Source organism: Microbacterium sufflavum (genome assembly GCF_023091155.1).
GTDB lineage: Bacteria > Actinomycetota > Actinomycetes > Actinomycetales > Microbacteriaceae > Microbacterium > Microbacterium sufflavum.
The window spans coordinates 139,429-152,491 of sequence record NZ_JAHWXK010000003.1; the positions used below are offsets into that span (position 1 = coordinate 139,429).

Here is a 13,063-nt window from a genome sequence, read left to right on the forward strand (position 1 = left end):
TGAGGGTCAGTCGAACTCCTCGATGCCCTGCAGACGCACCTGTTCGAGGTCGAGCCGGGCCGAGATGCGCCGCACCACCAGGTCGTCCACGGTCCCGGCGCTGCGCAGCCCGAGCAGCACCTCGCGCTTGCGGTCGAGCAGCGCGAGCTTGAGTCGCGTGTGCTCCTCGTGCCGGATGAGCGGAGAGCGCTGGGCCAGGTCGACGTCGGCCGAGGTCGCGATCATCTGCAGCACCGTGCCGTCGCTCGACTCGGGGTCGACCGCGCCGCCGACGCCGCCGTCGGCTTCCGGCTCCCCGCCGATGCCCAGGGGGTCGGGCTCGCCGAGCATGTCGTCCAGCGCCTCGGCCTCCGCGTCGATCAGGGCCTGCTCCCGCGCCAGGGTCCGGGCGTTCGCGAACTCCAGGTTGCGATACCCCTCGGCCCGCACGTGATCGCGCACCTCCGCGCCGACGCCGTGCTCGGCGGCCAGGTCGTCCAGCGCGGCCAGAGCGGCGCCGGAGATCGCGCGCTCCGCGAGCTCGAACTCCTCGGCCTCCGCGTGGTCGACCGGGAACCGCGCCCAGCGCACCAGGGCGGGCAGCATGGGGGCCTGCGCGAGCAGACTGAGCAGGATCACCCCGGCCGTCACGAGCACGATCTCGTCGCGGCCGGCGATCGCGCCGCCCTCGGTCACGGTCGTGGGCACCGACAGGGCGATCGCGAGCGACACGGCTCCGCGCATCCCCGCGACGGTGGACACGAGGCGCGCACGGGAGCGCGAGCCAGGGGCCGGGCGGGCGGACGGCCTGCCCTGGAACAGCACGTTGAGCAGCTGGAACAGGTAGCGCACGACCAGCAGCGTGGCCCACACCGCGAGCGTGATCAGCACCAGTCGCCCGATCACCGACGGCGGCACCTCGTGCACCACGTACTGCACCTCGAGCCCGATGAGCACGAACAGCGCGCCGTTGAGGAGGAACACGCCGAAGGGCCACGCCGCGTCCGCCTGGCGCCGCGACGCCGCGGTCGTCACGCGCGGCGACACCCAGGCCACGATGAGTCCGGCCACGACCACGGCCAGCACCCCCGAGGCGTGCACCATCTCGGCGACCAGGAACGCCGAGAACGGCACGAGCAGCAGCGTCACGTTGATGACGATGGTCGACGACATGCGACGCAGCAGCAGGTACGCGATCGCGGCGACCGCGACGCCCGCCGCGACCCCGCCGACGTACGACACCAGCACGTCCCACGTGACCGAGAGCGGCGTGACCTGGCCGCCGAGCGCGAGCGACACCGCGATCGCATACAGGACGAGCGCGGTGCCGTCGTTCGTGAGGCTCTCCGCCTTCAGCTTCATGAACATGCGTCGCGGCAGCAGACGTCCGAGCGCGGCGACCGCGGTGGCATCGGGCGGGGCGACGGCGGCGCCCAGGATGAGCGCGACCTCCCACGGCATCCCGAACAGCACGCCGATGCCCGCGACCGCGAACGCCGAGGCCACCACGAGCAGGGTGCTCATCGGCAGGATGTAGCGGAAGTCGCGGCGGATCGAGCGCAGCGACGTGGTGAGGCTCTCCCAGAACAGGATCACGGGCAGGAACAGCAGCAGCACGGCCTCCGGCGGCAGCTGCACCTCGCGCAGCTCCGGCACGAAACCGAGCAGCAGTCCGAGCAGGACGAGGACGAGCGGGAGCGCGAGACGCACGCGCGGGGCGATCAGGGTTCCGACGAGGATCGTGAGTCCGAGCAGGACGGTGACTTCAAGGCCTTCCATCCCTACCTCCCAACGCTATGGGGAGAAGGATATTCCTGGTCTCAGCCGATCTGTTCGGTGAGTTCGAACCAGCGCAGCTCGAGCTCCTCGATCTCGGCCTCCTGCGCCGAGATCTCCTTCATCCGCTCCCCCAGTCCGGCGTAGTCGGACTGGTCGTGGTCGGCGAGTGCGTGCTTGGCCGCGTCGACCTGCGCGGTGAGCTTCTGGATGCGTCGTTCGAGCGCCGCGACCTCCTTCTGCGCCGTGCGGAGCGCGGCACCGTCGAGGCCGGTCGGTGCCGCCGCAGCGGCACTCGCGGAGGGCTTCGGCCCCTCGGCCTCCACCCGCTCGCGCAGCCGCAGGTACTCGTCCACGCCGCCGGGGAGGTGGCGCAGCCGTCCGGCGCCGTCGGGCCCCGGGAGGATCGCGTACTGCTGGTCGGTCACGCGCTCCAGGAAGTACCGGTCGTGGCTGACGACCAGGAGCGTGCCCGACCAGGAGTCGAGGAGGTCCTCGATCGCGGCGAGCATGTCGGTGTCCATGTCGTTGGTCGGCTCGTCGAGGATCAGCACGTTGGGCTGGTCGAGCAGCACGAGCAGCAGCTGCAACCGGCGCTGCTGGCCGCCCGAGAGGTCTTTGACCGGTGTCGACAGCTGCGCCGACGAGAACCCGAGCCGCTCCAGCAGCTGACCGGGCGTGAGGTCTTGCGCCTTCGACCCGGCGCCGAGCGTGTAGGAGGTGCGCAACCCGGAGATCACCACGCGCACCGGGTCGTTCCAGTGCGGCGTGAGCTCGTCGAGGCGCTGCGTGAGGGTGCGCACCTGCACGGTCTTGCCGCGCTTGACCCGGCCCTCTGTCGGCTCGACGGCACCGGAGATCAGCCCGAGCAGCGTGGACTTCCCCGCCCCGTTCACCCCGAGGATGCCGGTGCGCTCCCCCGGTGCGATGCGCCACTCCACGTCCTTCAGCACCGTCTTCACGCCGCCGTCCTCGGTCGGGTAGGTCACGCCGACGTCGAGCAGGTCGACCACGTCCTTCCCGAGCCGCGACACCGCGAGCGACTGCAGCGACACCTTGTCGCGGATCTCCGGCACGTCCGCGATCAGCTCGTTGGCCGCGTCGATGCGGAACTTCGGCTTGCTGGTGCGCGCGGGGGCGCCACGGCGCAGCCACGCGAGCTCCTTGCGGGCGAGGTTCTGCCGCTTCGCCTCGGTCGCCGCGGCCATGCGGTCACGCTCGACCCGCTGCAGGATGTACGCCGCGTAGCCGCCCTCGAACGGCTCGACGATGCGGTCGTGCACCTCCCACGTCTCGGTGCAGATCTCGTCGAGGAACCAGCGGTCGTGCGTGACGACCAGCAGCGCCCCGGCGTTCGGGGACCAGCGCTTCTTCAGGTGACCGGCGAGCCAGGTGATGGCCTCGACGTCGAGGTGGTTGGTGGGCTCGTCGAGCGCGATCACGTCCCAGTCGCCGGTCAGGAGCTTGGCGAGCGACACACGCCGCCGCTGGCCGCCGCTGAGCGATCCGATCCGCGCGTCCCACGGGAGCTCTCGCAGCAGCCCGTCGATCACATCGCGCACCCGGGCGTCGCCCGCCCACTCGTGCTCCGGCACGTCGCCGACCACGGCCGCGCCGATCGTGAGGTCGTCCGGGAGCGTATCCGCCTGGGTCAGCACACCGATGCGGGTGCCGCCGCGCACGGTCACCCGGCCGGAGTCCGGCTCCTTGGTGCCGGCGAGCATGCCGAGGAGGCTGGACTTGCCGTCGCCGTTGCGGCCGACGATCCCGATGCGGTCCCCCTCCTCGATGCCGAGGGTGACGGAGTCGAAGACGACGCGGGTCGGGTATTCGAGGTGCAGGGCTTCGGCCCCGAGAAGATGTGCCATGTCCTCTCCAGGGTAGTCGCGGATCGCGGGCCGCCCGCCCTGTCGTCAGCGGGAGCCGAAGAGCTCCGGCAGCGCCGCGGTGAACACGTCGAAGTGGCTGTACCAGACGGTGTGCGCCGCGCCAGGGATGCTCCGCACGCGGACGCCCTCGTGCTCGAACCGGCGCGCGTCCTCGTCGGTGACCCACGCGCTGGGGTCGGCGCGGACGACGATCGAGCCCGGTGCGGCGCTCCAGTGCCCATCGGAGCCGCACGACACGGACGCGGCCGTCGCGGCATCGAACCGCTCGGCCGCGCGGGCCTCCGCCTCGGCATCGGCGACCGAATAGAACGGACGCGCGCGGCGCAGCTCGGTCGGCGACAGGCGTGCACGCCGGTCGTGTTCGTACTGCGACACCAGCGCCGCGCGATCCTGACCGCCCTGCAGGGTCAGCGCCGCGTCGACGTAGACGGCGAGCGCCGGTTCGAGTCGCGGGGCGGCCGCGGCGAGGACCGTGGCACCGAAGGAGTGTCCCATCGCGGCGATCAGGGGCGGGCCGGGGGTGGCGGACGGGGGCTCGAGGAGGCGCACCAGGGTCTCGACGACCGCGTCGGCCGCGCTCTCGATCGTGAGCTGCGGATCGCGCGGCGAGAGTCCGTGACCGGGGAGATCGAGCGCGAGTACGCGGAAACCGCGCTCCGTCAGCGCGGGCACGACGCGGTGCCAGCTCTCGGCGGAGCCCATCATGCCGTGGAGGAGCACGACCGTGTGCTCGCCCGAACCGGCTTCGACGACGTTGAGAAGCATCGCGTCAGTAAACCACGACCGTTACCTTTCCGTGACCTGACTTTCGTCCACACTCGTTCGATCCTTTGTTCGAATGTCGGTGGTCAGTGATGGAGTGAGGTCATGACCGCGCTGCTCGACGCCACCGACTCCCAGCGGGCGATGCTCGCCGAGCTGGTCGCGGGCCTGGTCGCGGCGGAGCAGACGCTGAGCAGCATGCAGGCCGCCCGCGACGGCTTGCTGGCCCTGGCCGGGCGCCTCGCGGTCGACATCGCCCGGCAGGGGCGCCACCCCGACCACGGCGACCTGGCGATCCGCACGGTCGCCGCCGAGATCGGCGCGGCCCAGCGCGCGAGCGATCGCGCGGTCGAACGGCGCATGTCCGAGGCGTCCTGGCTGGTCGAGCGCTTCCCCGCGGTGTGGGAGGCGCAGGGCCGCGGGCTGATCAGCGCGGCGCACGCGCGCGCGATCCTCGACGCGGGCGCGCATCTCCACGACGCTTCCGAGCGGTCGGCCTTCGCCGACGACGCCGTAGCCCTCGCGCAGACCACCTCGCCCAACCGGCTGCGGCCGCTCGTGCGACGCCTCGCCGAACGCTTCCAGGAGCGCACGGTCACCGAACGGCACCGCGACGCCCGCGAGCAGCGGCGGGTCTGGGTGAAAGACGCAGGCGACGGGATGGCCGACCTGGGCATGCACGGACCGGCGGCACTCGTCCACGGCATGTTCGACCGGCTGTCGCAGATGGCTCACGCCGTACAGCAGGAGAACGCGCGCGCGGAGCGGGGCGCGACCGAGCCCTCCCCTGCCACACCCGACACCCGCACGGTCGACCAGCTGCGAGCCGACCTGCTCTCCGATCTGGTGCTGACTGGCACCCCGGCCGGCCACGACACGGCGGACGGTCTGCTGGGCGAGCTGCGGGCGCGCGTGGAGGTGACGGTGCCTGTGCTGACCCTTCTTCGTGACGATCACCCCACGGCGGTGGGCGCTCCGGCTGAGCTCGACGGTCAGACGCCGATCGATGCGGAGACCGCCCGACATCTGACCGGCGGCGCCGCGGGGTGGGACCGGGTGCTGACGCATCCGATCAGCGGCGCGACGCTCGCGGTCGACCGCTACCGGCCGAGCGAGGAGCTCCGCCGGCACCTGCGAGCGCGCGACCAGCGCTGTCGTTTCCCCGGATGCGGCCTCGCGGCGCGGAAGAGCGACCTCGACCACAGCCACGATGCGGCCCGCGGCGGGAAGACCGAGCACCGGAACCTGGCGACCCTCTGCCGCAGACACCACACCCTCAAGCACCACTCCCCGTGGCAGGTGCGACAGCGGCCGGGCGGCCTTCTGGAGTGGACGAGTCCGACCGGACGGAGCTACCTCGACCGCCCGCCGCCTCGGCCATCGGTGGTGTTCGCGGAGGCGGCACCGTTCTGAGTCGCGATGCTGCGAGCGCATTGATGATGCCGGCGGGTGCGGCGAGCGGTGGGTGCAGCGAGTGCGGCAGGTGCGGCGAGCGGTGGGTGCAGCGAGTGCGGCAGGTGCGGCGAGCGGTGGGTGCAGCGAGTGCGGCGAGCGCGGCAGGTACGGCGAGCGCGCCTCCCCCTAGAGTGGAAGCATGTCGAGCCCCGAATCAGACAGGTCGGGGGCTGCCGGTCGCACCGCCAGCCCCGACACTCGCTGACTCGTCGCATCCGCCCCCGGGCGGGCGCTCCCCCGTCGCACCCGTCGCACCGGGCTGGCCGTGGTGACCAGAAGACCTCTTCTGCTCTCTCACCTCGGAGTCCTCGATGCCTCTTGCCCTCTACTCCCTCGCCCTGACGGTGTTCGTCATGGGCACGTCCGAATTCATGCTCGCCGGGCTCCTCCCCGCGATCGCCGACGACCTCGCCATCCCCGTCGGATCAGCGGGATTGCTCACCTCCGCCTTCGCGATCGGAATGGTCGTGGGCGCCCCGGTGATGGCGGCCTTCGCGCGCGGATGGCCGCCTCGCCTCACCCTGCTCCTGTGCCTGCTCGCGTTCGGCGCGTGCCACGTGCTCGGCGCCCTCACCACGTCGTTCGAGGTCCTGCTCCTCACGCGGGTGGTGAGCGCGATCGCCAACGCCGGCTTCCTCGCCGTCGCCCTGCGCACCGCGACGTCGCTGGTGCCGCCCGGCCAGACCGGGCGCGCGGTCTCGGTGCTCCTGGCCGGCACCACCGTCGCCACGGTCGCGGGCGTTCCCGCGGGCACCGTGCTGGGCGCGGCCTGGGGGTGGCGCGCCACCTTCTGGGCGGTCGCGCTGCTCTGCGTGCCCGCCCTCCTCGGGATCGTCCGCGGCGTCCCTGCGCGCGTGATCGCTCCATACCGGCCAGAGTCCACATCCATACCCACACCAGCGCCCACACCCACACCCACACCCGCGCCCGCGCCCGCGGCCACGCCCACACCCACACCCACACCCACACCAGCGCCCACACCCACGCCCGCGCCCGCGGCCGCGCCGACCCTGCGTGCCGAGCTGCGCGTCTTCGGCACCCGACCGGTCGCCATCGCTCTGGCGCTCGCGGCGCTGATCAACGGCGGCACGTTCGCCGCCTTCACGTTCCTCGCGCCGATCGTGACTGAGACCGCGCACCTGGCCGAGGGATGGGTGGCGATCACCCTGGTGCTCTTCGGCGTCGGGTCGTTCGTCGGTGTGACCGTCGCTGGGCGACTCTCCGACCGGCACCCCGGGCTGGTGGTCGGCATCGGCGGACCGCTGCTGCTCGCCGGCTGGACGGCGTTCGCGCTCCTCGCGATCCACCCCGCGGCTCTGCTCGCCGGCGTGCTCGTGCTGGGGGTGCTGTCGTTCGGGGTGGGCAGCACCCTGGTCACACGGGTGCTGTACGCCGCGACCGCGGCACCGACCATGGCCGGCTCCGCCGCGACCGCAGCCCTGAACGTCGGAGCGGCCGCGGGCCCCGTGCTCGGAGCCGCGGCACTGGCGACCGGCACCGGACCTCTCGGACCGGTCTGGGTCGCGGTCGCCCTCACCGGGATCGCCCTCACCCTCCTGCTCCTCACCCGCGCCTCCATGACGCGCACCTCGTGACGCGACCTCGTGATCGGCGCCGGTGCGCTGGCGTCACGGGCGCCGCGACCGACACAGCCCCGTGACGCAGGCGCCGGACAGACACGGGCCCCCATGCGGACGAGCCGCCCGCCCCGGAAGGGACGGACGGCTCGTGCGCTGTGCGAATCGTGTTACTGGTACGACTTCACGATCTCGAGGAGGCTCGGCACGTTGGCGTACGCCTCGGCCGCGTTCTCCTTGGTCACGATGACCGGCGGGAGCAGGTAGGCCGGAACGACCTTCTTGCCGTTGTCGTACTGGTCGGTGTCGTTGACGTCGACCTCGTCGCCCTTCTGCAGCTGGCCGACCATCTTGATGGCCTGCTCCACGAGCAGCGTGGTGTCCTTGTTGATCGTGGAGTACTGGACGCCCTCCATGATCGACTTCACCGACTCGACCTCGGAGTCCTGACCGGTGACGACCGGGACGGGCTTGCCGGCTTGCTGCGCCGAGGTGATGATGGCGCGCGCGAGCGTGTCGTTCGGGGACAGGACGCCGTCGAGCGTCTCCGAGCCGTAGCTGGACGTGAGGATCGAGTCCATGCGGCGCTGGGCGTTCTCCGGCTTCCAGCCCTCGGTCGCCGTCTGGGAGATCTCGGTCTGCCCGGAGACGACGTTCAGCGTGCCGTCGTCGATCTTCGGCTGCAGCACCTCCATCGCGCCGTTGAAGAACACGGCGGAGTTGGCGTCGTCCGGCGAACCCGAGAACAGCTCGATGTTGTACGGCGCCTCGTGGCCCGCGCGCTCGGCGAGACCGTCGAGGAGCGCCTGACCCTGGAGCTTGCCGACCTCGAAGTTGTCGAACGCGACGTAGTAGTCCACCGCGTCGGTGTTCTCGATCAGGCGGTCGTACGCGATGACGGCGACACCGGCGTCGCGCGCGGCCTCGACCTGGGTGGTGAGCTGCTTACCGTCCTTCGCGCCGATGATGATCACCTTGGCACCGCCCGTGACGAGCGCCTGGATCTGGTTCTGCTGCTCGGCGACCGTGTTGCTGGCCGGCGCGTACTGCACGTCGGCCTTGAATCCCGCCTTCTCGAGACCGGTCTTGAACAGGTCACCGGCCAGGACCCAGTTCTCCGAGGTCTTGTCCGGGAGGGCGACACCGATCGTGGCGTCGGCGGCGAAGCCCTTCGTGGCCTCATCGCCGGAACCCGATCCCGTGTCACCGCCGCGCTCCGAGGAGCAGCCGGTGAGGGCGAATGCGCCCGCGACGACAAGCGCTGTCGCCGACAGAAGAATCTTCTTCATGTGATCTCTTTCTCTGGTGTGTGCAGGTCTCGTCGCGCGTGCGCTGCGCGACGCGGCCCTTACTTTCCGCGCGTCTCCTCGACGGCGGGGGCTTCGTACTTCTGGCTGGTGGGGTAGTTCGTCTTCGTCGGATCGAAGGTGTCGGTGGCCGGGTCCTGCTTGCGGCCGAAGCGGCGCGTGAGGAAGCCGGTGATCGACGGGCGCCCCTGCTGCTTGTTCCACACGTCGATGCCGACCGCGAACAGCAGCACGAGGCCCTTGATCATCGACACGACGTCGGCGCCGGCGCCGAGCAGGGCGAGGCCGTTGTTGAGGAACGCCATCACGAGACCACCGATGATCGACCCGATCACGGTGCCGATGCCGCCCGAGACGGCCGCACCGCCGATGAAGACCGAGGCGATCGCGTCGAGCTCCCAGCCGTTGCCATCCTGGGGACCGGACGCGGTCGCCCTCGCGACGTAGATCATGCCGGCCAGCGAGGCCAGGACCGACATGTTCATCATCACGAAGAAGTCGACCCAGCGGTCCTTCACGCCCGACAGGCGCGCCGCCTGCCGGTTGCCGCCGACCGCGTAGATGTGCCGGCCGAACACGGTGTTGTTCGTGATGAACGAGTACAGGATGACCAGGGCGAGCAGGATGACGCCCGAGATCGGGAAGCTGGTGCCCTCACGTCCGGTGGCGAACAGCCAGCCCGCGATGAGGATGACCGCCGAGATCAGCACGACCTTGGTGACGCTGACCCACAGCGGCGCCATGTCGGAGCCCATCTTGCGCTGCACGCGACGCGTACGGATCTCCCAGAACACGATCCACGCCACGCCGGCGAGCGCCAGCAGCATGGTCGGGATGTTGAACGGCAGCGGCAGTGCGATCTCCGGCAGGTACCCCGCGCCGATGATCTTGAAGCCCTCCGGAACGGGCACGGACTGCGAGTCGCCGACCCACTGGTTCGCCCCGCGGAAGAACAGCATGCCGGCCAGGGTCACGATGAACGCCGGCACTCCCACATAGGCGACCCAGAAGCCCTGCCAGGCTCCCACGAGCACACCGACCCCCAGTCCCAGCAGGATGCCGAGCGGCCAGGGAAGGTTCCAGTCCTGCATCGCCTTCGCCACCACGATGCCCGTGAACGCGGCGACCGAGCCGACCGAGAGGTCGATGTGCCCCATGATGATGACCATCACCATGCCGATCGCCAGGATCAGGATGTACGAGTACTGGTTGACGACGTTGATGAGGTTCCCGGACGACAGCGTGAGTCCGGTGCCCTTCACGATCCACGTCAGCACCTGGAAGACGACGAGGATGACGACGAGGCTGCCGAGGATGCCGAACTGGCGCAGCGTGGAGGTGCCGCCGCCGCCGAACATCTTCGTGATGTCCTTGAAGTGGAAGCCGCGCTTCGCGGTGGTCGAGTCGGTGGTCATGCGGATGCTTTCTGGGTCGCGGAGGTCATGCTGCGCATGAGGTCCTCGGGGGTCGCCTGGTCGGCCGGGATGCAGTCGGTGACCCGGCCTTCGAACACGGTGTAGATGCGGTCGGAGATGCCGAGAAGCTCGGGCAGCTCGCTGGAGATCACGATCACGCCCTTGCCCTGGGCGGCGAGCTCGTTGATGATCGCGTAGATCTCGTACTTCGCGCCGACGTCGATGCCGCGGGTCGGCTCGTCGAGGATCAGCAGGTCGGGGTCGGTGAACATCCACTTCGCGAGGACGACCTTCTGCTGGTTGCCGCCCGACAGCTTGCCGACGCCCTCCTCCACCGAGGGGGTCTTGATGCGCAGCGCCTTGCGGTAGCGTTCGGCGACCGCGAACTCCTCGCGCGCGTCGACCACCCCGTTGTGCGCGATCTTCGACAGCTTCGCCGCCACGATCGACCGTTTGATGGTGTCGAGCAGGTTGAGCCCCAGCACCTTGCGGTCCTCGCTCACGTAGGCGAGGCCGTGCTTGATGGCCGCAGCGACATCGGGCAGTTCGATCTCCTGCCCGTCCTTCACGAGCGTGCCGGAGAGATAGGTGCCGTAGGAGCGACCGAAGATGCTCATGGCGAGCTCGGTGCGCCCCGCGCCCATGAGCCCGGCGATGCCGACGACCTCGCCGCGCCGCACGTTCAGGTTCGAGCCCTTCACGACCATGCGCTCCGGCACCGTCGGGTGCTGCACCCACCAGTCCCTGACCTCGAAGAACACCTCGCCGATCTCGGGCGTGCGGTCGGGGTAGCGGCTCTCCAGCGACCGGCCGACCATGCCGCGGATGATGCGGTCCTCATTGATCTCGCCGCGGGAGATGTCGAGCGTCTCGACCGTGCGGCCGTCGCGGATGATCGTGATCTCGTCGGCGATCTGCTCGATCTCGTTGAGCTTGTGGCTGATCATGATCGACGCGATGCCCTTGGCCTTGAGCCCCAGAATCAGGTCGAGCAGGTGCTGGGAGTCGTTCTCGTTCAGGGCCGCGGTCGGCTCGTCGAGGATCAGGAGCTTGACGTCCTTGTTGAGGGCCTTGGCGATCTCGATGAGCTGCTGCTTGCCGACGCCGAGGGTCTTGATCGGCACGTCGGGGTCTTCGCTCAGCCCGACGCGGGCGAGCAGCTCGATCGTGCGCTCCTTCTGCGCCTGCCAGTCGATGCGGCCGAAGCGGCGGATCTCGTTGCCGAGGAAGATGTTCTCGGTGACGGACAGCTCGGGGATGAGCGCCAGCTCCTGGTGGATGATGACGATGCCCGCCTGCTCGCTCGCGGCGATGTCCTTGAAGCGCTGCTCCTCGCCGTACAGCAGGATCTCCCCGTCGTAGCTGCCGTACGGGTACACCCCGGAGAGGACCTTCATCAGCGTCGACTTCCCGGCGCCGTTCTCGCCGCAGATCGCGTGGATCTCGCCGGCGCGGACGGTGATCGAGACGTCGGCGAGCGCCTTGACCCCCGGGAACTCCTTGGTGATGCTGCGCATCTCCAGGATCGGGCCTGACACGGTCGGCAACGTTGCAGTGGTGCTCACGGATCTTCCTCGCGACGTGCGGTCACCTTCGATGTGACCGTTCACATCGATACATCGTCGTCTCCCGCGGGAGCGGTGTCAAGTCGGCGCGGGCATTCCGTGTCGCGACCGTGATCTCCTCGCGATCCGCAGGAACACGGGCATCCCGGCGGCGCGGCGGATCGAAAGGATTCGATCCGTGGAGGGGCGCGGCCCGCGGGAATCGAGTGCCCCGAGCGCGCCGGATCGGCTCAGCGGGCGGCGGCCGACTCGCGAGCCCGCAGCAGCGTCTGCAGCGCCCCGAACGCGGGCGGATCCTCACCGCGGATCTGCGCCAGCAGGATGCGCACCGCGCGGCGGCCCAGCTCCGGGAAGTCCTGGTGCACGGTGCTCAGCGTCGGTGCCACGTGGGCCGCGACCGGGATGTCGTCGAAGCCGATCACGCTCACGTCATGCGGCACCCGCACCCCCGCGTCGCGGAAGCCGTGCAGCAGTCCGATCGCCATCAGGTCGTTCGCCGCGAACACCGCCGTGAAGTCGCGGCGGTGCGACAGCTCCTTGCCCGCGAAGTAGCCGAAGTCCGCCGTCCAGTCCCCGCGGATGGGCGGGAACGTGGGCAGATCGGCATCGCGCAGCGCGTCGAGGTAGCCCCGCATGCGCGACTCCGCCTCGATCCAGTCCTGCGGTCCGGCCAGGTGCAGGATGTCGCTGTGCCCGAGCGAGATGAGGTGCTCCGTCGCGGCTTTGGCACCGGCGACCTGATCGGCCGACAGGCTCACGCCGTCCGAGCCCGACGCCGTCTGCAGAGTGACGAAGGGCATCGCGCCGGACATGCCGCGCAAGACATGGAACACGCGCACCTGTGGCGCGAGCACCACGATCCCGTCGACCTGCTCCCGCTCGAGCTGGCGCACCGCGTTGCCGATGGCCTCCGGCGTGGTCGAGGGGAGATTGAGCGTGGAGACCGAGTAGCCCTCCTCGCGCGCCGCATCCTCGATCCCGGCGATGGACGAGGTGGGGCCGAACTCGCCGATCGTGGCGGACAGGATGCCCAGCATGTTCGACTTGCTCGTCACCAGCGCGCGCGCCGCGAGGTTCGGCCGGTAGTCCAGCACGGCGATCGCGTCGAGCACCTTCGCCTTGGTCTCCGGCCGGATGCTGGGGTGATCGTTCAGCACGCGGGACACCGTCTGGTGCGACACCCCCGCGAGCCGGGCGACGTCGCGGATGCTCGGCAGGCGGGCACGCTCGGAGGACGTGGACATCACTGCCTCCTCGCGTGTGCACGGTCACATCGTCACTTCATTATGTCTGCCACGACCGCGCCGTGCATCCCGAAGGCGTCACGGACCGGTGGGC

General features: G+C 70.3%; 9 protein-coding genes. 2 read left to right on the forward strand and 7 right to left on the reverse strand.

What is annotated here, in order from left to right; genetic code table 11:
- Nucleotides 1–6 precede the first annotated feature (6 nt).
- The 3 genes from KZC56_RS16805 to KZC56_RS16815 are packed head-to-tail and all read right to left on the reverse strand — an operon-like array spanning nucleotide 7 to nucleotide 4,409.
- Nucleotides 7–1,758, reverse strand: coding sequence for a Na+/H+ antiporter (locus tag KZC56_RS16805; RefSeq protein WP_247639063.1), 1,752 nt, complete (start codon nucleotides 1,756–1,758; stop codon nucleotides 7–9).
- Between the two features lie 41 nt (nucleotides 1,759–1,799).
- Nucleotides 1,800–3,623: an ABC-F family ATP-binding cassette domain-containing protein gene (locus KZC56_RS16810; protein WP_136036321.1), complete on the reverse strand. Its 1,824-nt coding sequence runs from the start codon at nucleotides 3,621–3,623 to the stop codon at nucleotides 1,800–1,802.
- A gap of 45 nt (nucleotides 3,624–3,668) precedes the next feature.
- Nucleotides 3,669–4,409: an alpha/beta fold hydrolase gene (locus KZC56_RS16815; RefSeq protein ID WP_136045695.1), complete on the reverse strand. Its 741-nt coding sequence runs from the start codon at nucleotides 4,407–4,409 to the stop codon at nucleotides 3,669–3,671.
- Nucleotides 4,410–4,511: 102 nt separating this feature from the next.
- On the opposite strand from KZC56_RS16815, the gene KZC56_RS16820 reads away from it, so the two are divergent.
- Both KZC56_RS16820 and KZC56_RS16825 read left to right on the forward strand, forming a co-directional pair.
- Complete coding sequence (locus tag KZC56_RS16820) at nucleotides 4,512–5,819, forward strand: HNH endonuclease signature motif containing protein (RefSeq protein WP_247639064.1); 1,308 nt, start codon at nucleotides 4,512–4,514, stop codon at nucleotides 5,817–5,819.
- A 353-nt stretch (nucleotides 5,820–6,172) separates the two neighbouring features.
- Nucleotides 6,173–7,456, forward strand: coding sequence for an MFS transporter (locus tag KZC56_RS16825; RefSeq protein ID WP_247639065.1), 1,284 nt, complete (start codon nucleotides 6,173–6,175; stop codon nucleotides 7,454–7,456).
- A 152-nt stretch (nucleotides 7,457–7,608) separates the two neighbouring features.
- Here KZC56_RS16825 and KZC56_RS16830 read toward each other — a convergent pair whose 3' ends face one another.
- From KZC56_RS16830 to KZC56_RS16845, 4 genes are all read right to left on the reverse strand, one after another.
- A complete protein-coding gene (locus tag KZC56_RS16830; RefSeq protein ID WP_247639066.1) occupies nucleotides 7,609–8,727 on the reverse strand; it encodes a substrate-binding domain-containing protein in 1,119 nt (372 codons plus the stop codon).
- Nucleotides 8,728–8,786: 59 nt separating this feature from the next.
- Nucleotides 8,787–10,160 (reverse strand): multiple monosaccharide ABC transporter permease, encoded by a 1,374-nt coding sequence (gene mmsB, locus KZC56_RS16835; RefSeq protein ID WP_136028597.1) that lies wholly within the window; start codon nucleotides 10,158–10,160, stop codon nucleotides 8,787–8,789.
- The gene (gene mmsA / locus KZC56_RS16840) at nucleotides 10,157–11,770 is read right to left on the reverse strand and encodes a multiple monosaccharide ABC transporter ATP-binding protein (RefSeq protein ID WP_443677175.1); all 1,614 of its coding nucleotides are present in this window, start codon (nucleotides 11,768–11,770) and stop codon (nucleotides 10,157–10,159) included. Before mmsA ends, mmsB begins: the two co-directional genes overlap by 4 nt.
- Before the next feature lie 185 nt (nucleotides 11,771–11,955).
- The gene (locus KZC56_RS16845; RefSeq protein ID WP_136028596.1) at nucleotides 11,956–12,969 is read right to left on the reverse strand and encodes a LacI family DNA-binding transcriptional regulator; all 1,014 of its coding nucleotides are present in this window, start codon (nucleotides 12,967–12,969) and stop codon (nucleotides 11,956–11,958) included.
- Nucleotides 12,970–13,063: the final 94 nt, after the last annotated feature.

Excerpts from the sequence above, each read along its gene's own strand:
- KZC56_RS16815 (WP_136045695.1), bottom strand. The coding sequence starts at position 4,409 with ATGCTTCTCAACGTCGTCGAAGCCGGTTCGGGCGAGCACACGGTCGTG.
- KZC56_RS16820 (WP_247639064.1), top strand. The coding sequence starts at position 4,512 with ATGACCGCGCTGCTCGACGCCACCGACTCCCAGCGGGCGATGCTCGCC.
- KZC56_RS16810 (WP_136036321.1), bottom strand. The coding sequence starts at position 3,623 with ATGGCACATCTTCTCGGGGCCGAAGCCCTGCACCTCGAATACCCGACC.
- KZC56_RS16845 (WP_136028596.1), bottom strand. The coding sequence starts at position 12,969 with ATGTCCACGTCCTCCGAGCGTGCCCGCCTGCCGAGCATCCGCGACGTC.
- KZC56_RS16825 (WP_247639065.1), top strand. The coding sequence starts at position 6,173 with ATGCCTCTTGCCCTCTACTCCCTCGCCCTGACGGTGTTCGTCATGGGC.
- KZC56_RS16805 (WP_247639063.1), bottom strand. The coding sequence starts at position 1,758 with ATGGAAGGCCTTGAAGTCACCGTCCTGCTCGGACTCACGATCCTCGTC.
- KZC56_RS16830 (WP_247639066.1), bottom strand. The coding sequence starts at position 8,727 with ATGAAGAAGATTCTTCTGTCGGCGACAGCGCTTGTCGTCGCGGGCGCA.
- mmsB (WP_136028597.1), bottom strand. The coding sequence starts at position 10,160 with ATGACCACCGACTCGACCACCGCGAAGCGCGGCTTCCACTTCAAGGAC.